This window comes from Bradyrhizobium sp. 17, assembly GCF_023073515.1.
In the GTDB taxonomy this organism is placed as follows: Bacteria; Pseudomonadota; Alphaproteobacteria; order Rhizobiales; family Xanthobacteraceae; genus Bradyrhizobium; species Bradyrhizobium canariense_D.
This window is the reverse complement of the sequence record NZ_JADPJQ010000040.1, coordinates 1-22,543: the sequence shown is the minus strand read 5'-3', so window position 1 is coordinate 22,543 and position 22,543 is coordinate 1. Positions and strand designations below refer to the sequence as shown.

Sequence of the window (22,543 nt, the reverse complement as noted above, 5' to 3'; positions counted from 1 at the left end):
AACCGCACCGCCTCCAGCCAATTCCGTGCCCGCGTAAGTCATTGATCTTGCAGGCCCCTGCTACTGTGCATGGGGTTGTTTTCGCAGTTTTTTGTTGTGGCTACCCTCTTCGCCTTGCCGCGGCGGCATCCACCACGCTCTCCACCTCCTCGCGCCACGACAGGATCTCCATCGCGAGCACGGGGTGGTTGAAGCCCTTGAGCACGAGATCGTCGAGCGCGCGGGCTTCGACCCAGGGCTCGACCATGCCGTAGACGCGGCGGCTGACGACGACCTGGCCGGCCTTGGCTTCGTCGCAGAGGCGGGAGGAGAGATTGGTGACGCTGCCGATCGCGGCATATTCCAGCCGCTGCTCGAAGCCGATCTGGCCGAGCGTGGCGTAGCCCATGGCGACGCCGACGCCGAAGCCGAGCGAGTGGCCGCGGTTCTTCCATTTCTCGGTCAGCTTGCCGATCGTGTCGCGCATCTCGACCGCCATCTTCACGGCGCGCTTGGTATGGTCGGCGAACTGAATCGGCGCATTGAACAGGATCATCACGCCGTCGCCGGCAAAGCGGTCGAGCGTGCCTTCATAGCGGTGGATCAGCTCGCCGAGCGCGGCGTGATATTCGCGCAGCACGTTCATCGCCTCTTCCGGCTCGGTCGCCTCGGTGAACGAGGTGAAGCCGCGCAAATCGCAGAACACGACGGTGACCTCGCGGCGATGGCTGTCGAGCAGCGCATCGTGGCCGTCGGACGAGGCGATCAGTTGCGCGACTTGCGGCGCGAGGAAACGTTCGAGCCGCTTGATGCGGCCGATCTCCCCCAACTGCTTCTCGACCCGCTCTTCCAGCGAGCGATTCCAGTTGCGCAGCTGCTCGGTCTGCTCCTGGAGCTTTGCGGCCTGCTGCTGCACGGTTTCGTGCGCAGCCGCGAGTTCGCGGCCCTTGTGGTCGACCTCGGTGAACAGCCGCGCATTGCGCATCGCCAGCACGGCCTGGTTGGCGAACGTGCGCATCAGGCCGATGATGCTGGCAGCGAACTCGCCGCTGGCGCGGCGCAGCACCACCAGCGAGCCGAGCGTGCCCTGCTGGTCCACCAGCGGCACCACCAGCACCGAATGGAAGCCGGCCTCGACCGCGACGTCGCGCAGCGGCTGCTCGGAGGCCTGGTCGAGATCGGCGATCGCGATCGGTTCGCCGCTCCCGGCCGCATCGCTCAGGATATCCTGGCCTTCGTCGATGGTGACATGGGCGCCGTCGGCGGATTTGTCGATGCCGTTGGCCTCGACCAGATTGAAGCGGCGCATCTCAGCGTCATAGCCGTAGATCAGCACCGCATCGGCATGGGTGATCTCGATCGCGCGCGCCGCGATCGTCGGCAGCACGGCGTTGAGATCGAGCGAGGCGGCGACCGCGCGGCCGACCTCTTCCAGCACCTTGAGCTCGTTGATCGACTGCGCGAGATCGCGGGTGCGCTCCTCGACCTTGGTCTCCAGGTCCGAATAGGTCTCCTGGATCTGGTCGGCCATGCGGTTGAACTGGCCGGCGAGATCTTCCAGCTCGTCCGCGGTGTGCACCTCGATGCGATGGCTGAAATCGCCTTCGCCGAGCTTGTGCGCGCCGTCGCGCAGCGCCGTGATCGGAATGATCATGCGGCGCGCCAGAAGCGTGCCGGCAAGGATTGCGACCAGCAGGCCCATGCCGATCAAAAGCGCAATGCGCACCAGCTGGTCGCGAATCGGCATCAAGGCCTGCGTGGCCGGCTGCTCGAAAATCACGCTCCAGCCGAGCTTCGGCACGGTGCTCGCGGCGCTCATCACCGCATGGCCGTTGAAGTCGGTGCCCGAATTGTCGGGCTCGTGGCCCGGTGCGACCGCGGCCGCAACCTGCGGCAGCTTCGACAAATCCTTACCGATCTCGGGGCCTTTCGAGGACGTCGCCAGCACGCGGCCGCGCGGATCAACCACATAGGCGAAGGCGGCTTTGCCGACCTGGGCGTCGATGAGGTACTCGGAGAGAAAGCTGAGGTCGAGCTCGGCCACGGTGACGCCGGCGTTGAAACCGGAATGCGCCACCGAGATCGACATGAACGGCGTCCGGTCGGAGAACCAGGCCGGCGCGTAGCTGACGCCGCGGGCGACGGTGTCGGTGAAGCGCATGTCGCGGGAGAGGTCGGCATTGCTGCCGGTCGTGGTCGACTGGCGCGAGACGCGCAGCACCTCGCGGCCGTCGCCGTTGAGCTGGAACAGCTGAGTGACGACCGAGACCTGGTGCAGCAGTTGGGCGTAGTCGGCGCGGCGCTTCTCGAGTGTGTCCTGGCTCGCCCGCGTCACCCAGCTGATCTGGCGCTCGAGTTCCGAGATCGACTGCTCGATCCGCCGCGCGGCAGCCTGCGCCTTGTCCTCGAGACCGTCGGTCAGCTGTGTCTTGGTGGCGCGGTAGGAGATCCAGCTCTCCATCGCGCCGTTGACGGCAAGCACGAACACGACGAGGCCGACGAGAGAGACGACGTATTTGGCGAACAGGCCCTCGCGCAGAAACCGTGTCTTGTCGTTCGCTCCTGCCATCCCGATCCTCTCGCGCCGCCATCGGCGCCGGCGCTACGGGCCGCACGGACCCTGCGAGCCTTCTAGCACAATTTGGTCCCAGGGGACTGTGAAGGGACTGGTCAAGGGACGGCCGAGCACCCGGCGTGGTTACCGGCCTCGGTTACTCCCTTGGATGCTGGCAGGCGGAAGCATGGTGAATTGTCGCAGTCTCATCCGTTTGGAGGAAGCCGCGGCCGGGGACGCCGATGTAAGGGGATCGCCTTGGCAAGGGAGGGCTGGAGTCCAGCGCTTTGGTCCTGCAATCATCGATTAAAGAGCTGCCGCAGCACGTCGTTCATCGGCTGGCTGTCCTGCTGCGCCGCCGGCGGGTCCTCCAGGGCGGGGGACGCCGGCGAGGCTTGCGGCATCAGTGCGGATGGCGCTGCAGGCAGGCTGCGGCTGCGGCCGGTGGCAGTCCCGGTCCCGGTGCCGTTTCCCGCGCCACCGGAAAGTCCCTGCTGGATCAGATTGCCGAGCGCCTCCCCCAGGGGGCCGCCGAGCAAATTGTTCTGTCCGGCGGGCTGCTGGCTTTGCGGATTGGCAGTGCCGGCGGCATTACCGCCACCCGGCGCGGTGGCTCCCCCGAGACCAAGGCTGCCCAAAATATTGCCGAGCCCGGCCCCATCAGCGCCGAACAGCCCCCTGCCCATCTCGCGCAGCTTGGCATAGGCGGCGTCCGGATTGTCCAGCATGCCGGCCATGTCGGGATAGATTCGCGGCTGCGACCAGGTGCCCTGGATCATCACGGGAATGCCGAAGCCGACCGGCTCGGCGGCGCGGCCCTGGCCTTCGGTCGTCATCACCAGTTTCGGCTCGACGCGAAAGCCCATCATCTTGGTGTCGAGTGCGATCGTGCCGGCACCGGTCACGCGGACGAGCGGTCCGGTCAAGTTGAGATCGGTGGTCACCGCCTGGCCCTTGTCGATCCGGAACGACGCCGAGAGCTGCGACAAATCCGTGCTCTGCTCCCGACTGCTGTCTCCGTTTTCCTGCCAGCCGGACAGCGTGCCCGATGTCAGCGAGCGGATCATCTGTGCGACGTTGATGCCGCGAATGGCGCCGTCCTGGAAATTGACGAAGGCCGTGCCCTGCATGTTCGCCATCAGCGCGCGCTGGCTGCTGCCGGCGCTGCGCAGCGCGAGCTTGGCCTGCAGCTTGCCGTCGATCCGGTCGAATTCGGCGAGGCCCTGCAGCAGCGGCAGCGCGCGCACGCCGGCGAGGTCGGAATGCATGGCAAAGCTCGGCGCGCCGCTGGTCGCATCCAGGATCAATTCGCCCGTAACCTGGCCGCCATAGGCGCCGAGATTGGCGGTGCCGGCCTTCAGCACGCCGCCGGCGAGTTTTGCATCGACCGCCAGCGGCGCGAGGCGTGCCTCGCCGATCACCGCCTCATGCGCGGAGATCCTGATCTGCGCATCGACATAGTTGAGCCCGGAGACGTCGATCGGCGCATCGCTCCAGGGCTGCCCGGACGCGCCTTCCGGCGATTTCGCCAGCGGGATCGCGAGCCGCTGGAAGTCGAGATCGAGCTTGACGAGAGGCTTGCTCGCGATATCGACCGAGGCCCAGCCATTGAACGCGCCATCGCCGAGCGTGCCATTCAGGCCGTTGATCATCACGACATCGCCGCTCAGCCGCATCTCGGCATGGCCCGCGAGCCGGGACTTCAGCACGTCCGGCATGTCGATGGCGAAATCCACCGGAATGGTCGGTCGGTCGGCCGGCGGCGCTGGCGTGGTCGCCTTGATGTCGAATTTGGTCGGATGCTCGCCGACCCGTGCGGTGCCGGTGATGTTGAACTTGCGGTCGCGGCCGACGATCGCATCGGCATTGACGGCGCTGATGCGGCTCTCGACGCGATCGCGCACGCGCGCGAATGCGATCTCGCCATCGGTGACCTTGATGCGATCGATGGCGGCGCCGTCGAGATCGAGCGCGACCGGCTTCGACGTGCCGCCGGCATTCGGCAGGCGCTCACGCAGCAGCGGCTGGTAGAGCACGGGATGGGTGACGACGAGCTCGCTGATCTTCGGGCGGCCCGACCAGACGCTTGAGAGCGACATGTCGGCCCGCACGCTGTCGATGGACAGGCGCGTGATGCCGCTGCGGTCCTTGGGGTCGGCAAGCGTGAGGTCGTTCAGCGTCACGTTCAGCGTCGGCCACAAACTGATTCTAGTGGTGCCGTCGACCGACAGGCGATAGCCGGTCGCGCTCTCGACACGCGAGGCAATCGTCGAACTCAGGAAGCCCGAGGGGATCCCGACCACCAGCAGGAGTGCGATCACGATGACGATTGCGGCCACCGCCGCGCCGGCGAATTTCACGGCTCTCATATCGACTTTCCAGCGGCGGACGATCGGCGTCGAATCCGGCACATGACCGTCATTTGCACCCGTCCTTGGCTCCTGAGTTTATCCCGGGACGGGAAGCGGCTCCAAGCACGTAAAAATAGTCTGGGGTGCTGCAAAGTTATGTGACTTATGGCACACTTCCCGGGCGCGGTTTTACGCGATCTTGATGTTGATGGTTCCAAGCGATTTGCCAACGAAATTCACAAGGATATTGAAATGAGCAAGCAGGCCGAATTTGCGGTCATCCTCAAGATGAATGCGATGTTCGCCGATCTCGGCGCAGACGAACTCCAGCGGCTGGCGAATCTCTGCCACACCCAGCATCTGGGGAATGGCGAGGTGCTGTTCCAGAAGGGCGACCCAGGCGATGCGCTGTTCGGCGTGCGCCGAGGCCAGGTCCGTATCGAGACCGGCGCCTCCGACGGCAGCCGCCTGACGCTGAACTTCATGGGGCCCGGCGACCTGTTCGGCGAGGTTGCGGTGCTGGATGGCCAGAGCCGCACTGCGGACGCCACCGCGGGCGAAGCCAGCGAGCTGTTCGTGCTGCGGCGCGAAGACTTTCTCGCCTTCCTCGAACGCGAGCCGAAAGTCGGGATCAAGATCATCGCGCTGCTCTGCCAGCGCATCCGCTGGCAGAGCGAGCGCATGGAAGAGTCCATGCTCCAGCCGCTGCCGGTTCGCCTCGCGCGGCGCCTCTGCGCGCTCGCCGCCGATTTCGGCTCGGAGGTGCACATCTCGCAGGAGCAACTCGGCGTCTTCGTCGGCGCCGCCCGCGAGAGCGTCAACCGCCAGCTTCAGGCCTGGCGCAAGGAAGCGATCCTCGATCTCCAGCGCGGCCGCATCCTGCTGCGGAACATGACCAAGCTGACGGCGATCGCGCGCAACGAGTAGGGGGGCCGTTAGGCTGGGTCGCTATCGGGGCGAAGGAGTTCGTCAGAAGAGTCTCAACTCGCGACCCACGCTTTAACGACCTCGATCGGCACAGCACGACCGGTACGTCTGAATGCCTGGTAGCGAAGACGATCCTCCGCTATGTCGGGTTCTCGGATGGCGCTCGCTGAACTGCCTCGTGTGCTTGACGCTGGTGCACATCTACTCCGCCGCAGGGTGCACGATGTTCTTCGGCCGCGGCCTCGCTTCGGCCGGCGCAGCTCCGTGATGACTTGCGCCCTCCGCATCTTCGCTGTGCACGACCAGCCGCTTGGCGAAGCGCCAGATCAGGGCGCCGAGATCGTCCATCACCATGAACATCGCGGGCACGAACACCAGCGACAGGATGGTCGAGAAGATCAGGCCACCGATCACCGCGAGCGCCATCGGCGAGCGGAACTCGCCGCCCGCGCCGACCGCGAGCGCGCTGGGCATCATGCCCGCGGCCATCGCGATCGTGGTCATCACGATCGGGCGAGCGCGTTTCATGCCTGCGTCGATCATGGCTTCTTCGCGCGGTGTGCCGGCGTGAATGGATTCGATGGCGAATTCCACCAGCATGATCGCGTTCTTGGTGACGATACCCATCAGCATCAGGATGCCGATCCACACCGGTGTCGTGAGCTGCTTGCCGGTGATCAGCAGGGCCGCGATCGCGCCGCCGATCGAGAGCGGCAGCGAGAACAGAATGGTGATCGGCTGCAGGAAGGTGCCGAACAGCAGCACCAGAACGGCGTAGACCATCATCAGGCCCGCCGTGATCGCGGTGGCAAAGCCTTCGGACAGTTCGTTCAGGCTTTCGGCGTCGCCGGAGGGGGAGACCTTCACGCCCTTCGGTCGGCTCTTCATGACCGGCAGATCGTAGATCTTCTTGGTGGCGTCGCCGAGCGCGGCGGAGCCGACGAGATCGGCCGCGACGGTCGCCTGTCGCTCGCGATCGTAACGGTTGATGCTGGTCGGACCCTGGTCGAGCTTGACGTCGGCGATGACGGACAGCGGCACGCCGCCCTTCTCGCCGTGCTCGCCGAGCGGCACGCGCAACTGTTCGAGCGTCTTCAGATTGCCGCGCGCGGCATCCTCGAGCTGCACTCGGATCGGCACCAGACGGTCGCCAACGTCGAACTTGGCAAGCGCGGGGCCGACGTCGCCGATGGTGGCGACGCGGATGGTCTGCGATAGGCTTTCGGTCGAGACGCCGAGCCGTGCGGCGAGATCGGCGCGCGGTTCGACGCGCAGCTCGGGCCGCTCCAGCGTGGTTTCCGAGATCACGTTGGAGATGGTGGGAATCCGCTTCATCTGCGTCGCGAGTTCGCTGGCGACGTTGTTGACGATGTTGGCGTCTGCGCCGGTCACGACCAGCGAGATGGCGCGCAGGCCGTTCTCGTCGAGGAACCAGAAGCGGATGTCTGGAATGTTCTCCAGCTCCTGGCTGATCGAGAATTCGAGCTCGCGCTGGGTGATGTCGCGGCTGTCCTTGGGCGTGTAATTGATGATCAAGGCGGCGCGCCGGACTTCCTGGGTCCCCGGTGGAACGCGGCCGCCGTCGACGAAGATGCTCTTCACCTCGGGCCGCTTGCGCAGGCGCGCCACGATGTCTTCGGTGACTTTTTCGGTGTAGGCGAGCTGCGTGCCCGGCGGCAGCTCGAGCGCAACCAACGAGCGCGAGCTGTCCTGCGCCGGCAGGAAACCCTGCGGCAGCAGCGTAATGCTCCAGATCGAGGCGGCGAAGACGCCGAAGCCGACCAGCACCGTAATGAAATAGTGCTTCACCGACCAGGCCACGAGCCTGTGATAGGACCGCAGCACGCGGCCGGGCGGCGGCTCTTGGTGATTGCTATGTTTGAGGAAGTAGGCGGCGAGCACCGGCGTGACGAAGCGCGCCGCGAGCAGCGAGAAGAACACCTGTACCGAGACGGTGATGCCGAACTGCTTGAAGAACTGTCCGGCGATGCCCGACATGAAGCTCGCGGGCGCGAAGATTGCGATGATCGTCAGCGAGATCGCGATCACCGCGAGGCCGATCTCGTCGGCGGCTTCCAGGGCGGCACGATAGGGCGACTTGCCCATGTTCATGTGCCTGACGATGTTCTCGATCTCGACGATGGCGTCGTCGACCAGAATACCCGTCGACAGCGTGATGGCGAGGAAGCTGACGAGGTTGAGCGAGAAGCCGAGCAGGTCCATCGCCCAGAATGCCGGGAAGATCGACAACGGCAGCGAGATCGCGGCGATGATGGTGGCGCGCAGGTCGCGCAGGAACAACAGCACGATGACGACGGCGAGGATGGCGCCTTCGAACAGGGTCGAGATCGCCGCGTGGTAATTGCCATTGGTATATTCGACCGAGGTGTCGATCACCTTCAGGTCGACGTCGGGATAAGTGGCCTTGAGCGTGTCGATGCGCTTCTGCACGGCCTCGGCGACCTTCACGTCGCTGGCACCCTTGGAGCGCTTGATGCCGAGCGCGACGATCGGCTCGCCGTTGAAGCGGGCGAAGGTACGGCGGTCTGCGATGGTGTCGGTGACGGTGCCGAGATCGTCGAGCCGGACCTCGCCGCCGCCGAACAGCGGAATCATGGTGCCGGCGAGATCGCTCAGCGTCTTGGCGCCGGCGAGGGTGCGGATCGCCTGGTCGTTCTTGCCGATCTCGGCGCGGCCGCCGGCGACGTCGACATTGGTGCCGCGCAGGCTCTGGCTGACGTTGACGGCCGTCAGCCCCATCGACTGCAGGCGGTCGGGATCGAGCGAGACCAGGATCTCGCGCTCGACACCGCCGATGCGCTCGACCTGGGCGACGCCGCGCACGCCTTGCAGCGCGCGCTTGACCACGTCGTCGACGAAATAGGAGAGCTGCTCCGGCGTCTTGCCGGGCGAGATCGCGGCATAGGTGACGATCGGCAGGCCGATGACATCGACGCGCTGGATCAGCGGCTCGGTGACGTTCTGCGGCAGGTTCGAGCGCACGCGCGTCACCGCGTCCTTGACGTCGTTGAGCGCGCGGTCGGTGTTGGTTTCCAGCGCGAACTGGATTGTCGTCACCGACAGGCCGTCGGTGATCTGCGAGGTGATGTGCCTGACCCCTTCGACACCGGAGACGGCGTCTTCAACCGTCTTGGTGACCTGGGATTCGAGCTCGGCGGGTGCCGCGCCGAACTGCGATACCGCGACCGAGATCACGGGAATGTCGGCCGAGGGTAGCCGCGTCACCGCGAGCTTGGTGAAGGACACCCAGCCGAGGATCAGGAGGATGATGGAAAATACGACCGACGGCAGCGGATTGCGGATCGACCATGCCGAGATATTGAGAGCCATCAGCGTACCCGCGTGCGATCGAGTTCATCAGCGAACATGGTCTTGATCTGGTCGCCGTCATGCAGCGAAGAGCCGGCGTCGGCGACGACGATCTCGCCGACATTGAGGCCTTCCAGGATTTCCGTCGCGCTGTCCGAAGACAGCCCGACCCGTACCTTGCGCGTCTCGACAATGTTGCTCTTGACGACCTGCACGGTGAGATGGTCGATCGCGGTCTTGGGAACCGCGACGCCGCAGCTTCGCTTGGCGTCGATCGAGGCGCGGGCGAACACGCCGACTTTCAGCGAGGGATTGTTGGTGACGCTGATGCGCACGCGGCCGAGCTGGGTGGCGCGATCGATTTCGGGCGCGACTAGCCTGACCCGCCCGATCAAATCGGGCGCGTCGTCGCGGCTGATGCGCACGGTCGCGCCGGAGCTGAGCTTGGCCATGTGCACCGCGGGCACCTGCGCGTCCAGTTCGATCTCGTTGTTGACGGCGATACGGAACATCGGGCCGGCCTGCGGCGAGGCCGGCGCGCCGACGATGGTGCGGACCTCGGTGACGAGGCCCGGCGCAGAGGCCTTCAGCGAGACCGGACCTTGCGGGCCGGGCCGCGGCGGCTGGCCCGGAATCTGGGGCGGTGCGGTCAGGCGCGCCAGCTCCTGATTGTCGGTGACGAGGGTGCCTTCGGTGACGAAGAGGTCGGTGACCCTGGATCCCTCCTGGTCGGCGACGACCACGGCTTCGCGGCGCGGCACGAAGAAGCCGGTCACCCGGACCAGGTCGGAGAAGCAGGCATTGGTCGACTTGGTCACGATGACCAGCGCCTCGCTCGGCGTTTCCTTGGGCTCGGCGCGGTGCCGGTGCTCGAACAGATAATAGCCGACGCCGAGCGCGACGACGAAGATCACCGTTCCGGCTGGCTTGAGATATTGGGAGAGGTTCATTGCCGGATCGTCCTGGCCTGGCTCACGGCCATCCGCGCGCGGCCCATGGAGAGCGTTTCCCTGAAATAAAGCAGCGTCCCGCAAGGCTGCGGGACGCGCGCTGGGAGCGAGACTTTACACCACATCACGACTTGTCACTTCAAAGGATTACGTCGTGGTCACTTCGATGCGGTAGTCTTGTTTTCCATGTTGACGACCTGCACGCGACGATTGACTTCCGCCATCGGCTGGGCCGGGTCCTTCAGCTTGCTCTTGCCGTAGCCGACCGTGACGAGGTCGGTCGCGGAGATGCTGTATTTGTCGACCAAATAGCGCTTGATCGAATCCGCGCGGCGCTCCGACAGATCCTGATTATAGCTCTCGCTTCCGGCGGCGTCAGTATGGCCGGCGACCACGAAGGTCGAGCCTTTCAGGTCGGGGCTGGTCAGCGCGCGGCCGAGCGCCTGGACCGAGGCAAGCGATTTGGCGCTGATATTGGCCGAGTTGTAGTCGAACGTGATTTCCAGATCGATGTTCGGCTTGTCCTTGGCCGCCGACGCGATTTCTTCACGCTCGGTCGACGACAGCGACCGTGTCGAGCGGCCGCGCACGGACTGGATCAGCTTGGTCTCCGTGGCACTCGGTGCGGGATCGGCCTGCGGAGCGATCGAGAGGCCGCGGGTCAGCGGCTTCTTCGGCGGCGGCGCCAGCGCGCGGACGATCTCGTCCTCGGTGACGTTCTTGCTGTTGCCGTCGTCGGCTGCGAATGCCAGCGGGATCGTCAGCGACAGCGCGGCGCCGACGGTGATGATGGACAGGATTGCGGTAAGTCCCTTTGCAGCCAATCTCATAGCCAGTCCCTCCTGCGCAGCCAGCTGGTGCGGTTCGAAAATCCTGCAATAAGCCTCCCGAAAGGACGGCCTGCGGCATCCGTTCGATTAGTCTTCGCCGGGCCGTCGCGGGTTCGAGGCACATCGGCCCCGATTCAAAAAAATATCAACGCACTCCGTAGCTTGCGAATTCCTGAACAATGTTCGGGTCCATCGCCTTGGCATTGGCGATGTCGAGCGCGCCCTCTTGGGCCGAGCCGTTGCGCTGCTTGGCGATCCCGCGTCCGAACAGCGAGGAGGTCAAGCGCGGATTGATCCTCAGGGCGGCCTCGAAATCGGCGATGGCGTTCTTGACCGCCCCCGATTTCAGATTGACGAGCCCCCGGCTGTCCAGCGCGTCGACGAAGTTCGGTCGCAGCCGCAGGGCCTCGTTGCAATCCTTCAGCGCGCCCTGGAGGTCGCCGACCACGGTGCGGGTCCAGCAGCGATTGTTCAGCGCCTCGACGTCCTTCGGGTTGATCCGGAGCGTCTCGTCAAAATCCTTGATGGCCAGGCTGTAGGCGCCCTTGCTGGCATAGACCTGACCGCGCCGGTAAAGCGCGTTCACGTCATCCGGATTGGCCGCGATCTTGGCGGTCAGCCCCTTGATGGTGGGGTCCTCGGCCAGGGCGGCCGCACTCGGCCCGCTCTCCATGGTCGGAGCGGTGGCGGGATCGGCCGGAATCACAGGCGGAGGCGGCGGCGGTGCCGGCGGCAAGGCAGCCTCGACCTGCGGCTTCGGTGACGGAGCGGGCGCAGCCACCGTCTCGGCCGGTTTCGGCGGCGGAGGCGGTGAAGGTGCGGGTGGAGTCGGCGGCGGGTTGTTGGCGACGACCGGCGGCGGGGGAGGCGCAGGTGGCGGCGTGGTGGTCGGGCGCGACCCGCCGGCCCCTGGAATGAAGGAGAAATCCTCGGCCAGCGACGAGGATATCCACGGCACCTGCTCGCCCCGGGAGGCGCGGGTGACGCCCATCTTGGTGCGGTTCAGCGTCTCCTCGGCCATCAGGTCGGGGACGCGGATTTCCTTGAGGAGTTCCTGGACGAACAGGCTGTGCTCGCCGCCGGCGTCCGAGACCACCGAGGCCAGTGCCGCCGAATACATCACCAGCGTGCCGTTCGGCGCGATGACGGGCGTGAGGCCGGCCGAGAAGCTGCGGAACCGGCGCTCGAACGGGTTGCGCCTGGAGGCATCGACCAGCGCGATCTTGACGCCGGCGCCGCGGGTGTTGAGCTCGCCGAGCACGGTTTCGAGGCTGATGCCGTCGCGCCGCACGTCGGATTCGGTCCAGATCTGCGCATCGATCGGCAGCAAATAGCTCTGCCGCGCGGACTGGATGCCGAAGCCGCTGAAGAACACCAGTGCCACCGACCCCGGCTTGATCTTGCCGTAGAGCTTGTCGAAGGCGCGGCGCATGCCGTCGCCGGTCAGGTTCTCACCGATCTCGACGGAAAAGCCGTCGCGCTTGAGCTCGTCGGCGACGTCGCGCGCGTCGTTGAGCGGTTCCTTCAGGGGAGCGTCGGCGTCCGGATATTTGGCATTGCCGATGACCAGCGCAAAGCGATCGCCGGCCGCAAGTGACGGAGCGGTCGGGATGAGCGACACGAGCAAGGATAGAACGAAAAGCAGGCGAATTTTCATAATTAGCGCGATCCAGCCAAAAAGGCGCCGTTTCCAGCTTGCGCCGCGGCGACCTTAACTTACGCAATGTGCATTATCAAACCGGGGGAGGGGGGCGTCAACCGCTTGCGGATTCGGCGCTATCGCGACAATTGACCGCGACGCATGGGCATGTTGCGGGGGAATAAACGGGCGGTCATGATTGCACGCGATGCATTCTGGTTGTCATGCTGGTTGTCATTGCGGCTGCAAATTAGGGCAGCCATGGCGACAACAATGTGATTGGTCTCACATTGCGGACGGGCCTCCTTCAACCTGCGGTGTTTGACCTTTGCGGTGGACGATGGCTTGGTGCGGTCGATCGCCCCTGAAGGTGCATCCACAAAAAGAGCAAGATCAAACTATGGGAAACGCCTCCGAAATCTACGCACTGCGCTACGCGACGATGTCGCCGCGCACGCCCCACATGAACTTCCTCGCGCCCGACCCGCATGACAGCGCGGCGCAGGATCTCGACTATTTCGTCTGGCTGATCCGCGGCAACGGCCGCGACATCCTGGTCGATACCGGCTTCAATGCCGAGGAAGCGTCCGCGCGGGCGCGCAAGCTGACGCTCAATCCGGTCGACGCGCTGGAGCGCTTTGGTGTCGCGGCAGCGAGCATTCGCGACATCATCGTGACGCATCTGCATTACGACCATGCCGGCAATCTCGACCGCTTCCCGAACGCCCGCTTCCATCTCCAGGAGCGCGAGATGGCCTACGCGACGGGGCGCTGCATGTGCAACGGACTGCTGCGACATCCGTTCTCGGTCGAGCACGTCACCCAGATGGTCCGCCATGTCTATGGCGAGCGCGTCAATTTCTATTCCGGCGACGGCGAGGTCGCGCCCGGCGTCACCTTGCACCGCGTCGGCGGCCATTCCGACGGCTTGCAGGTGGTCAGAGTCGAGACCGCGCGCGGACCGGTGGTGCTGGCGTCCGATGCCGCGCATTATTACGCCAATCTCCAGCGCAGAAGCCCATTCCCGATCGTCTACAATGTCGGCGACATGGCGGTTGGCTGGGAGACCATCGAGCGCCTCGCCGGCCATCCTGACCGGTTCATTCCCGGCCATGATCCGATCGTGACGGAGATCTATCCGCGCGCCAGCGACAAGGTCGATGTCTGGGCGCTGCATTTGCCGCCGTCGCGATCATTTGCGAAGTGATCAATACGCCTGCTTGGCGTCGGCCTCTTCGCTGGTCTGGATCAAATCGAGGCTCTGTTCGATCTTGCCGAGCAGCGTCGATAGCTGTTTGCGCTCCTGCGCGGTGAGGCAGGCGAGGATCTCGTCTTCCCGCCGCAGCAATTGCGGAAACAGCTCCTCGTAGAGCGTGCGGCCTTTCCTGGTCAGTCGCAGACGGAATTCGCGGCGGTCGGCTTCGTTCTCGACGCGCTCGATCAAACCCTGATGCAGCAACATGGTCACCGCGCGGCTGATCGTGGATTTGTGCGTGCGGGTGCATTGCGCGACGTACTGCGCGCTGCAGGCATCGTTGCGGAAGCCGAGCGTCGCGATCACGCGCCAGGCGGGGATGTCGAGGCCGTGACGCTCCTGATATTCGACGGCGAGTGCGGAACTCACCTCCGCGGCGAGCCGGTTGAGGCGGAACGGCACGAACCTGAACAGGTCGAGCCGTGTTTTTGGCCGCGGTGAAGCCTCATCGGCCTCGCGTGTCTTCAGCGCGATGTCGCTGGATGTCCTCGCCAAGGAGAGCGCTCCGAATTCCAGTTGACGGCCGGCCGGCTCCGGTCCAAAATAGTTGCACGTGAGACTATTAGCAGATCAGGCCTCTCCTGACCAGAGCCGAGGTTAGCGCATGGCGAAGGCCAATACGCATCAGGCCAAAACCCAGTTCGGCTATCGCCGCCACCCCGATCAGGATCGTCCCGGCCAGAGCTCGGCCGAGCATCCCGTGGTGATCGTGGGCGCTGGCCCGGTCGGGCTGTCGCTTGCGATCGACCTTGCCCAACGCGGCCAGCGCGTCGTTCTTCTGGATGACGCCGACCGCATCGGAGAGGGCTCCCGCGCGATCTGCTTCTCGAAACGCTCGCTGGAATATTGGGACCGGCTCGGCGTCGGCGACCGCATGGTCGACAAGGGCGTGGTCTGGAGCGTCGGCCGCATCTTCCACGGCGAGCAGCAGCTCTACCAGTTCAATCTACTGCCGGAGGACGGTCACAAGCGGCCGGCCTTCATCAATCTCCAGCAATATTACGCCGAAGCCTATCTGGTCGACCGCATCAGCGAGCTGCCCGAGATCAATCTGCGCTGGCGCAACAAGGTGACGGCGCTGGAGAGCCGCAACGCTTCCGTCGCGCTGACGATCGAGACGCCGGAGGGCGCCTATCGCCTGCACGCGCAATATGTCGTCGCCTGCGACGGCGCGCGCTCGTCGCTGCGGCAGATGGTGGGCGCCGACTTCGCCGGACAGGTGTTCGAGGACCAGTTCCTGATCGCCGATGTCAAGATGACCGCGGAATTCCCGACCGAGCGCTGGTTCTGGTTCGATCCGCCGTTTCATGCGGGACGTTCGGCGCTGCTGCACCGACAGCCCGACGATGTCTGGCGCATCGACCTTCAGCTCAATCGCTATGCCGACCCCGTCGTCGAGAAGAAGCCCGAGAACGTGCGGCCGCGGATTGCGCGCATGCTCGGCCACGACAAGTTCGAGTTCGAGTGGATCTCGCTTTACAAATTCCAGTGCCGGCGGATGGATCGCTTCGTCCATGGCCGCGTGATCTTTGCAGGCGATTCCGCGCACCAGGTCTCGCCCTTCGGCGCGCGCGGCGCCAATTCGGGACTCGAGGACGCCGAGAATCTCTCCTGGAAGCTCGACCGCGTGCTGCGCGGCGCCTCACCCGCGAGCCTGCTCGAGAGCTATCACGTCGAGCGCAGTCTGGCGGCCGACGAGAACATCCGCGAATCCACCCGCTCGACCGATTTCATGGCGCCGAACTCGCATCAGGAAGCGCGGCTGCGCAAGGCGGTGCTGTCGCTGGCCAAGGAAACGGAATTCGGCAAGCGCATGGTCAATGGCGGGCGGCTCTCGGTGCCGTGCAGCTATGACTCGCCGCTGTCATCGCCGGATGCGGATGCGTGGCGCGGTGGCCCGCTCCCGGGTTGTTCGATGCTCGATGCTCCCGTTACGACGCGCGCGGGCGAGCAAGCCTATTTGACGGATGCATTCCGCAAGGGTGGAACAGACTTCACCTTGCTGTCGTTCGGCAACGGCGCGGCGATCGATGCGCCTGTTGGTGTGAAGGACATCTGCATCGGCGGTGAGGACGGGCTCGCAGATCCGGCAGGGCTCACTGCAAAGCGCTATGATGCGGAACCAGGCTCAGCCTACCTATTAAGGCCGGACGGTTACGTTGCGGCGCGCTTCCGCCACCCCACGCGCGCTGGCGTCGCGGCAGCGCTGTCACGGGCGCAGGGCTTGAATCAAGAATTTGCTTGAATTGAGGATTCGCATGCCGCTCTCCACCAGCTCCAACTTCGCGCGACCCGACGACGCCTTTCGCGCCATTGTGGAGGCGCATCGTGGCTTCACCGACGAGCAGAGCGCGGACTTCGACGCGGCGCTGGTGCTGATCCTCGCCAACCATATCGGCGATATCGTCGTGCTGCGGGAGGCGATTCTCCTCGCCAAGCGGCGCATGATCGACGGCCAGCAGCAGCAACAGCAACAACAATAGCCCCAAAGACTTGAAGGATGAATTGATGGCGAAGAACTTCGCATCCACCGGCGACCTCTCCGAGAAGAAGATCACCTTCTCCGAGATTGGCACCGATCTCTACGCCTTCACCGCGGAGGGCGATCCGAACACCGCGATCATCGTCGGCGACGACGGCTGCCTGGTGTTCGACGCGCAATCGACGCCGGCGATGGCCAACAAGGTGATCGAGCGCGTCCGTGCCGTCACCGACAAACCGATCAAATATGTCGTGCTGTCGCATTATCACGCCGTGCGCGTGCTCGGCGCCTCCGCCTACAAGGCGCAGGGCATCGTCGCCTCGCAGGAGACCTATCGCCTCATCGAGGAGCGTGGCCAGCAGGATTGGGATTCCGAGTACGGCCGCTTCCCGCGCCTGTTTCAGGACGCATCGAGCATACCCGGCCTGACCTGGCCGACGCTGACCTTCGAAGGCGAGATGTCGATCTATCTGGGCAAGCGCGAGGTACGCCTGATGCAGCTTGGCGCCGGCCATACCTCGGGCGACATCGTCGCCTGGGTGCCGGATGCCGAGGTGATGTTCTCCGGTGACCTGATCGAATACCACTCGGCCTGCTATTGTGGCGACGCACACCTGCGCGAATGGCCGCTGACGCTGAACGAGATCCGCAACTTCAATCCCAAGGCGATCGCGCCGGGCCGCGGCGATGCGTTGAAGGGTGTCGCCACGGTGCGCGAAGCCATCGCGATGACGCGCGACTTCGTCACCTCGCTCTACGGCGCCGCCGAAATCTCGGTCGCCAAGGGCCGCACGCTGAAGGAATCGATGGCCGCGACGCGCGAGGTCATGGATCCGAAATTTTCGAGCTTCGCCATCTACGAGCACTGTCTGCCGTTCAACGTATCTCGCGCCTATGACGAGGCGTCGGGGATCGACGACCCCGTGATCTGGACCGACAAGCGCGACCAGGAGATGTGGGCCGCCCTGCAAGGAGGAGGATCATCATGAACATCAACACCTCGCCCGATCAGATCATTCGCAGCACGGCCCAGGTCACGCCGGGCTACATGTCCGGCTTCGGCAACAGTTTCGAGACCGAAGCGCTGCCGGGCGCGCTGCCGATCGGACGCAACTCGCCGCAGCGCTGTGCCTACGGCCTCTATGCCGAGCAGCTCTCCGGCTCGCCCTTCACGGCGCCGCGCGGCAGCAACGAGCGCTCATGGCTCTATCGCATTCGCCCGTCGGTGAAACACTCGGGTCGTTTCGAGAAGGTCGACGGCGGCCTGTGGCGTTCGGCACCGTGCCACGAAAACGACCTGCCGATCGCGCAATTGCGCTGGGATCCGGCGCCGATCCCGAAGGAGGACATGACCTTCCTTCAGGGCGTGCAGACCATGACCACCGCCGGTGACGTCAACACCCAGGCCGGCATGGCCGCCCACGTCTATCTCATCACCAAATCGATGGTGGACCAGCACTTCTACAATGCCGACGGCGAGCTGATGTTCGTGCTGCAGCAGGGCAATCTTCGCATCGTCACGGAGTTCGGCCGCATCGACGCCGAGCCCGGCGAGATCGTGGTGATCCCGCGCGGCGTCAAGTTCCGGGTGGAGATTCCGAGCGGACCGGCGCGTGGCTATCTCTGCGAAAACTACGGCGGCGCCTTCACGCTGCCGGAGCGCGGACCGATCGGCGCCAACTGCCTCGCCAATGCCCGCGACTTCCTGACGCCGGTCGCGCACTACGAGGACAAGGACACACCGACCGAGCTTTACGTGAAATGGGGCGGATCGTTGTTCAGGACGCAGTTGCCCCACTCGCCGATCGACGTCGTCGCCTGGCACGGCAATTATGCGCCGTATAAATATGATCTGCGCACCTTCTCGCCGGTCGGCGCGATCGGCTTCGATCATCCCGATCCCTCGATCTTCACCGTGCTGACCTCGCCGTCGGAGACCGCGGGCACGGCGAATATCGACTTCGTGATCTTCCCCGAGCGCTGGATGGTCGCCGACAACACCTTCCGCCCGCCGTGGTATCACATGAACATCATGAGCGAGTTCATGGGCCTGATCTACGGCGTGTACGACGCCAAGCCGCAAGGTTTTGTGCCGGGCGGCATGAGTTTGCACAATTGCATGCTGCCGCACGGCCCCGATCGCGATGCCTTCGAGCACGCCAGCAACGGCGAGCTGAAGCCGGTCAAGCTGACCGGCACCATGGCCTTCATGTTCGAGACCCGCTACGCGCAGCGCGTCACCGCGCACGCCGCGAATTCCGCGACGTTGCAGCATGACTACGCGGATTGCTGGAAGGGCCTCGCGAAGCGGTTCGATCCGAGCAAGCCGTAAGCTTCTTACCCTCTCCCCTTGTGGGAGAGGGTGGCTCGCCGCATAGCGGCGAGACGGGTGAGGGGTTCTATCCGCGCGTGAACCTCTCCTTCGGACTCGCGGACAGATACCCCTCATCCGGCGCTTCGCGCCACCTTCTCCCACAAGGGGAGAAGGGAAAGACCGAGCCAAGTGATGCCCCATCCCAACGACCCCAGCCTCCGCTCCTTCATCGGCGTCGATCCCGCCTCCGATTTTCCGATCCAGAACCTGCCTTATGGTGTGTTCTCGACCGCGGCCAATCCGACGCCGCGCGTCGGCGTGGCGATCGGCGACTATGTGCTCGATCTCTGGGAGCTTGAGCAGGACTCGCGGCTCGACGTGGGGCCGCTCGGCGTGTTCTCGACGCCGTCGCTCAATGCTTTCATGGCCTTGGGGCCAAAGGTCTGGACGAAGACGCGGGCGCGGATCAGCGAACTCCTGCGCGCCGATCATCCCGAGCTGCGCGACAACGAGGAGTTGCGCAAGCAGGCCTTGGTGCCGATACGCGACGCAAGATTGCATCTGCCGTTTGCGGTCTCCGGCTACACCGATTTCTATTCGTCGAAAGAACACGCCACCAATGTCGGCGTCATGTTCCGTGGCAAGGACAATGCACTGCAGCCGAATTGGCTGCATATGCCGATCGCTTACAACGGCCGTGCCTCGACTGTCGTGGTCTCCGGCACGAAGGTGAAGCGCCCGCGCGGGCAGCTCAAGCCGCCGAATGTGGAGGCGCCGAGCTTCGGACCGTGCAAGCGGCTCGATTTCGAGCTGGAGATGGGCGTGGTGGTCGGCCAGCCGTCGCCAATGGGCGGCATGCTCACGGAGCCGCAAGCCGAGGAGATGATCTTCGGCTTCGTGCTGCTCAACGACTGGAGCGCGCGCGATATCCAGCAATGGGAATATGTGCCGCTCGGGCCGTTCCTCGCCAAGGCGTTCGCGACCTCGATCAGTCCGTGGGTGGTGACGCGCGAGGCGCTGGAGCCATTCCGCCTCAACGGGCCGCAGCAGGAGCCGGTGCCGCTCGACTACCTCAAGCAGGGCAAGCCGCAGAACTACGATCTCGAACTCGACGTCTCCTTGCGCGCCGCCGGAGCCAACGCGCCCGCCGGCATCAGCCGCACCAATTTCAAATACATGTACTGGTCGTCGGTGCAGCAGCTGATGCACCACGCCTCCTCCGGCTGCGCCATGAATGTCGGCGATCTCCTCGGCAGCGGCACCATTTCCGGTCCGGAGAAGAACCAGCGCGGCAGCCTGCTGGAGATCAGCTGGAACGGCACCGAGCCGATCGAATTGCCCGGCGGCGCCAAGCGGTCGTTCCTGGAAGACGGCGACAGCCTCGTCATGCGCGGCTGGTGCCAGGGCGAAGGCTATCGCGTTGGTTTTGGCGAGGTCGAGGGGACGATTTTGCCGGCGGAGTGATTGCTGGGAAGCGATGCGACCTCTATCCACATTCTCCGTCATTGCGAGCGTAGCGAAGCAATCCAGAGTCTTTCCGCAGTGGCAGTCTGGATTGCTTCGTCGCAAGGGCTCCTCGCAATGACATGGTGAGAGTCTACCGCTTCTCCGGCGGCACCTCACGTAACCGCGCGCAATGCGTCGCGACGTCCTCCAGACTGTACTTCAGATGCACCCGCTTGTCCGACGGCGCCTGGTTGGTCGTGCACACGCCCGGTCGCCATTCCTGCGTGGGCCTGATCGGGCGCGGCGCAAAACCGCCGCCGCAGTTCGGGCAGACGTTGGAGAGTTTCGTCTCCACGCAGTCCGCACAGAACGTGCATTCATAGGAACAGATCCGCGCATCGGTTGCGTTCGGGGGCAGATCGCGGTCGCAATATTCGCAGTTCGGTCGAAGCTGGAGGGCCATGGCTCAATCTCCGCAGATTGGCCGGGATCATCGCAGATCGCGCGCGCAGCGCGAATGCCGGATTTCCCTCGATTTCAGCCGGGCTTGATTTCCTTCAGCGGCAGACGCGTGCTTTCCTTCAGCCTGTCGAGCACGATCGAGGAGCGCACATGCGCGACGCTCTGGTGCGGCATCAGCACGTCGTTGACGAGGTTGGAGAGGCCCTTGAGGTCGTGCAGCACGGCCTTGAGCACGTAGTCGGCGTCGCCTGTCAGCGAGTAGGCCTCCTGGATCTCGTCGATGCGGTTGACCAGAGTCCGAAACCGCTTGGAATTGTCCGGCGAGTGGGTCGCCAGCGTCACCTGGATGAAGGCGACCACGCCGAAGCCGAGCGCCTCGCTGGAGAGATCGGCATGATAGCCCGCAATGACCTTCTCCTCTTCCAGCCGCATCCGTCGCCGCGAGCATTGCGAGGCCGAGAGCCCGGCGAGGTCGGCGAGCTCCTGGTTGGTGAGACGGCCGTCGTCCTGGAGCGCGCCCAGGATCTTGAGGTCGAAGGCATCCACCAAAGTCATGCGCGTTTCACCCACTTCATGCACAAACTGTGCATATGTTAATCAAAAGCCGTCTCATTTGCACGCCCCTTGCGCGTCCCATGAAGGATAGTTCCTCTCAGCAGCAATTTGGGAGAACACCATGGGTCCGTTTCCGCACGATGCACCGCCGGCCACGATCAGCGCCGAGAATCCGATGGGCACCGACGGGTTCGAGTTCGTCGAATATGCGCATCCCAATCCGCAAGAGCTGCACGCCTTGTTCAAGCTGATGGGCTATGTGCCCGTCGCGCGGCACAGAACGAAGAAGATCACGGTTTATCGCCAGGGCGACATCAATTACCTCGTCAACGAGGAGCCCGGCACCCAGGGTCACGATTTCGTCGCCGCGCACGGCCGCTGTGCGCCGTCGATGGCGTTTCGCGTCGTCGATGCGAAGAAGGCCTATGACCGCGCGATTTCGCTCGGTGCCGAACCTGCCGATGCGTCCTCCGCGCAGAAGACGCTCGACGTCCCCGCGATCAAGGGCATCGGCGGCAGCCTGCTCTATTTCGCTGATCGCTATGGCGCCAAGGGATCGGCCTATGACAGCGAGTTCGAATGGCTGGGTGCGCGCGATCCGCGTCCTGCCGGCGCCGGCCTGTTCTATCTCGATCACCTCACCCACAACGTCCACCGCGGCCGCATGGACGTGTGGACGGGCTTCTACGAGAAGCTCTTCAATTTCCGCCAGATCCGCTTCTTCGACATCGAGGGCCGCGCCTCGGGCCTGTTCTCGCGCGCGCTGACCAGCCCCGACGGCAAGATCCGGATTCCGATCAACGAGGACGCCGGCGATTCCGGGCAGATCGAGGAATATCTCAATATCTATCGCGGCGAGGGCATCCAGCACATCGCCTGCGGCTGCCGCGACATCTACCGCACCATCGAGGACTTGCGCGAGGCCGGTCTGCCCTTCATGCCAGCGCCGCCCGCGACCTATTTCGAGCGGATCGACGCGCGGTTGCCGAAGCATGGCGAGGACATCGCGCGGCTGCAGAAGAACGGCATCCTGATCGACGGCGAAGGCGTGGTCGACGGCGGCCAGACCAAGGTGCTGCTGCAGATCTTCTCGGCCAACGCGATCGGCCCGATCTTCTTCGAGTTCATCCAGCGCAAGGGCGACGACGGTTTCGGCGAAGGCAATTTCAAGGCGCTGTTCGAATCGATCGAGGAGGACCAGATCCGGCGCGGGGTGCTGAAGGTGGATGCGGCGTAGGCGGCCGTTGTCTGGAACGCGGTGGCATTAAGTGCCGCCGTCGTCCTGGCGAAAGCCAGGACCAATTACCCCAGGGAGCGGTCATTGGGCGAACTGGTAACTCCGAGTCTTCGTCAAACCGCGTTGGTGGCTATGGGTCTTGGCCCCCGTGCGCAATTGCGCACTAGGGTCTGTACCTAATTAGCGAGTTCTGATTCCCTGGTGCCAAGTTGATTCGGCACGGGGGACTTCG

Annotated in this window: 17 protein-coding genes; 8 read left to right on the top strand and 9 right to left on the bottom strand. The window is 64.6% G+C overall.

Features of this window, described 5'->3' with window-relative positions:
• Positions 1-100: 100 nt before the first annotated feature.
• Both IVB13_RS07700 and IVB13_RS07695 read right to left on the bottom strand, forming a co-directional pair.
• A complete protein-coding gene (locus tag IVB13_RS07700) occupies positions 101-2,548 on the bottom strand; it encodes an adenylate/guanylate cyclase domain-containing protein (RefSeq protein ID WP_247488192.1) in 2,448 nt (815 codons plus the stop codon).
• A 284-nt stretch (positions 2,549-2,832) separates the two neighbouring features.
• Positions 2,833-4,902 (bottom strand): AsmA family protein, encoded by a 2,070-nt coding sequence (locus tag IVB13_RS07695; protein WP_026233203.1) that lies wholly within the window; start codon positions 4,900-4,902, stop codon positions 2,833-2,835.
• A 234-nt stretch (positions 4,903-5,136) separates the two neighbouring features.
• Here IVB13_RS07695 and IVB13_RS07690 point away from each other — a divergent pair, with 234 nt between their 5' ends.
• Positions 5,137-5,811: a Crp/Fnr family transcriptional regulator gene (locus tag IVB13_RS07690; RefSeq protein WP_018456597.1), complete on the top strand. Its 675-nt coding sequence runs from the start codon at positions 5,137-5,139 to the stop codon at positions 5,809-5,811.
• Between the two features lie 201 nt (positions 5,812-6,012).
• Here the strand turns inward: IVB13_RS07690 and IVB13_RS07685 are convergent, their stop codons facing one another.
• From IVB13_RS07685 to IVB13_RS07670, 4 genes are all read right to left on the bottom strand, one after another.
• The gene (locus IVB13_RS07685; RefSeq protein WP_018456596.1) at positions 6,013-9,162 is read right to left on the bottom strand and encodes an efflux RND transporter permease subunit; all 3,150 of its coding nucleotides are present in this window, start codon (positions 9,160-9,162) and stop codon (positions 6,013-6,015) included.
• Complete coding sequence (locus IVB13_RS07680; protein ID WP_018456595.1) at positions 9,162-10,091, bottom strand: efflux RND transporter periplasmic adaptor subunit; 930 nt, start codon at positions 10,089-10,091, stop codon at positions 9,162-9,164. Before IVB13_RS07680 ends, IVB13_RS07685 begins: the two co-directional genes overlap by 1 nt.
• Before the next feature lie 158 nt (positions 10,092-10,249).
• The gene (locus IVB13_RS07675; RefSeq protein ID WP_026233202.1) at positions 10,250-10,921 is read right to left on the bottom strand and encodes an OmpA family protein; all 672 of its coding nucleotides are present in this window, start codon (positions 10,919-10,921) and stop codon (positions 10,250-10,252) included.
• Between the two features lie 145 nt (positions 10,922-11,066).
• Complete coding sequence (locus tag IVB13_RS07670; RefSeq protein WP_018456593.1) at positions 11,067-12,578, bottom strand: caspase family protein; 1,512 nt, start codon at positions 12,576-12,578, stop codon at positions 11,067-11,069.
• A gap of 382 nt (positions 12,579-12,960) precedes the next feature.
• On the opposite strand from IVB13_RS07670, the gene IVB13_RS07665 reads away from it, so the two are divergent.
• On the top strand, positions 12,961-13,767 hold the full coding sequence (locus IVB13_RS07665; protein ID WP_018456592.1) for an N-acyl homoserine lactonase family protein: 807 nt from the start codon (positions 12,961-12,963) through the stop codon (positions 13,765-13,767).
• On the opposite strand, the gene IVB13_RS07660 is transcribed toward IVB13_RS07665, so the two are convergent.
• Positions 13,768-14,310: a MarR family transcriptional regulator gene (locus IVB13_RS07660; RefSeq protein ID WP_018456591.1), complete on the bottom strand. Its 543-nt coding sequence runs from the start codon at positions 14,308-14,310 to the stop codon at positions 13,768-13,770.
• A 109-nt stretch (positions 14,311-14,419) separates the two neighbouring features.
• Here IVB13_RS07660 and IVB13_RS07655 point away from each other — a divergent pair, with 109 nt between their 5' ends.
• The 5 genes from IVB13_RS07655 to fahA all read left to right on the top strand — a co-directional run bounded on the left by IVB13_RS07655 (position 14,420) and on the right by fahA (position 20,075).
• Positions 14,420-16,060, top strand: a complete 1,641-nt coding sequence (locus IVB13_RS07655) for an FAD-dependent oxidoreductase (RefSeq protein ID WP_247298120.1) — start codon at positions 14,420-14,422, stop codon at positions 16,058-16,060.
• Positions 16,061-16,073: 13 nt separating this feature from the next.
• Entirely contained in the window at positions 16,074-16,298 is a 225-nt protein-coding gene (locus IVB13_RS07650) for a DUF2783 domain-containing protein (protein ID WP_018456589.1), read from the top strand.
• Between the two features lie 25 nt (positions 16,299-16,323).
• Positions 16,324-17,286, top strand: coding sequence for an MBL fold metallo-hydrolase (locus IVB13_RS07645; RefSeq protein ID WP_018456588.1), 963 nt, complete (start codon positions 16,324-16,326; stop codon positions 17,284-17,286).
• Positions 17,283-18,629: a homogentisate 1,2-dioxygenase gene (gene hmgA / locus IVB13_RS07640; RefSeq protein ID WP_018456587.1), complete on the top strand. Its 1,347-nt coding sequence runs from the start codon at positions 17,283-17,285 to the stop codon at positions 18,627-18,629. Before IVB13_RS07645 ends, hmgA begins: the two co-directional genes overlap by 4 nt.
• A 174-nt stretch (positions 18,630-18,803) precedes the next feature.
• Positions 18,804-20,075, top strand: a complete 1,272-nt coding sequence (gene fahA, locus IVB13_RS07635; protein ID WP_026233201.1) for a fumarylacetoacetase — start codon at positions 18,804-18,806, stop codon at positions 20,073-20,075.
• A 133-nt stretch (positions 20,076-20,208) separates the two neighbouring features.
• Here fahA and IVB13_RS07630 read toward each other — a convergent pair whose 3' ends face one another.
• Positions 20,209-20,520 (bottom strand): DUF1272 domain-containing protein, encoded by a 312-nt coding sequence (locus tag IVB13_RS07630; protein ID WP_018456585.1) that lies wholly within the window; start codon positions 20,518-20,520, stop codon positions 20,209-20,211.
• 74 nt (positions 20,521-20,594) lie between these two features.
• Positions 20,595-21,074 (bottom strand): Lrp/AsnC family transcriptional regulator, encoded by a 480-nt coding sequence (locus IVB13_RS07625; protein WP_018456584.1) that lies wholly within the window; start codon positions 21,072-21,074, stop codon positions 20,595-20,597.
• A gap of 121 nt (positions 21,075-21,195) precedes the next feature.
• Here IVB13_RS07625 and hppD point away from each other — a divergent pair, with 121 nt between their 5' ends.
• Positions 21,196-22,311, top strand: coding sequence for a 4-hydroxyphenylpyruvate dioxygenase (gene hppD / locus IVB13_RS07620; protein WP_247298118.1), 1,116 nt, complete (start codon positions 21,196-21,198; stop codon positions 22,309-22,311).
• Positions 22,312-22,543: the final 232 nt, after the last annotated feature.

Bases quoted from the DNA above. Each gene is read 5' to 3' on its own strand.
- IVB13_RS07690 (WP_018456597.1), top strand. From the start codon at position 5,137: ATGAGCAAGCAGGCCGAATTTGCGGTCATCCTCAAGATGAATGCGATG.
- hppD (WP_247298118.1), top strand. From the start codon at position 21,196: ATGGGTCCGTTTCCGCACGATGCACCGCCGGCCACGATCAGCGCCGAG.
- IVB13_RS07630 (WP_018456585.1), bottom strand. From the start codon at position 20,520: ATGGCCCTCCAGCTTCGACCGAACTGCGAATATTGCGACCGCGATCTG.
- IVB13_RS07645 (WP_018456588.1), top strand. From the start codon at position 16,324: ATGGCGAAGAACTTCGCATCCACCGGCGACCTCTCCGAGAAGAAGATC.
- IVB13_RS07650 (WP_018456589.1), top strand. From the start codon at position 16,074: ATGCCGCTCTCCACCAGCTCCAACTTCGCGCGACCCGACGACGCCTTT.
- IVB13_RS07670 (WP_018456593.1), bottom strand. From the start codon at position 12,578: ATGAAAATTCGCCTGCTTTTCGTTCTATCCTTGCTCGTGTCGCTCATC.
- IVB13_RS07655 (WP_247298120.1), top strand. From the start codon at position 14,420: ATGGCGAAGGCCAATACGCATCAGGCCAAAACCCAGTTCGGCTATCGC.
- IVB13_RS07700 (WP_247488192.1), bottom strand. From the start codon at position 2,548: ATGGCAGGAGCGAACGACAAGACACGGTTTCTGCGCGAGGGCCTGTTC.
- IVB13_RS07675 (WP_026233202.1), bottom strand. From the start codon at position 10,921: ATGAGATTGGCTGCAAAGGGACTTACCGCAATCCTGTCCATCATCACC.
- IVB13_RS07680 (WP_018456595.1), bottom strand. From the start codon at position 10,091: ATGAACCTCTCCCAATATCTCAAGCCAGCCGGAACGGTGATCTTCGTC.
- hmgA (WP_018456587.1), top strand. From the start codon at position 17,283: ATGAACATCAACACCTCGCCCGATCAGATCATTCGCAGCACGGCCCAG.
- fahA (WP_026233201.1), top strand. From the start codon at position 18,804: ATGCCCCATCCCAACGACCCCAGCCTCCGCTCCTTCATCGGCGTCGAT.
- IVB13_RS07625 (WP_018456584.1), bottom strand. From the start codon at position 21,074: ATGACTTTGGTGGATGCCTTCGACCTCAAGATCCTGGGCGCGCTCCAG.
- IVB13_RS07665 (WP_018456592.1), top strand. From the start codon at position 12,961: ATGGGAAACGCCTCCGAAATCTACGCACTGCGCTACGCGACGATGTCG.
- IVB13_RS07695 (WP_026233203.1), bottom strand. From the start codon at position 4,902: ATGAGAGCCGTGAAATTCGCCGGCGCGGCGGTGGCCGCAATCGTCATC.
- IVB13_RS07685 (WP_018456596.1), bottom strand. From the start codon at position 9,162: ATGGCTCTCAATATCTCGGCATGGTCGATCCGCAATCCGCTGCCGTCG.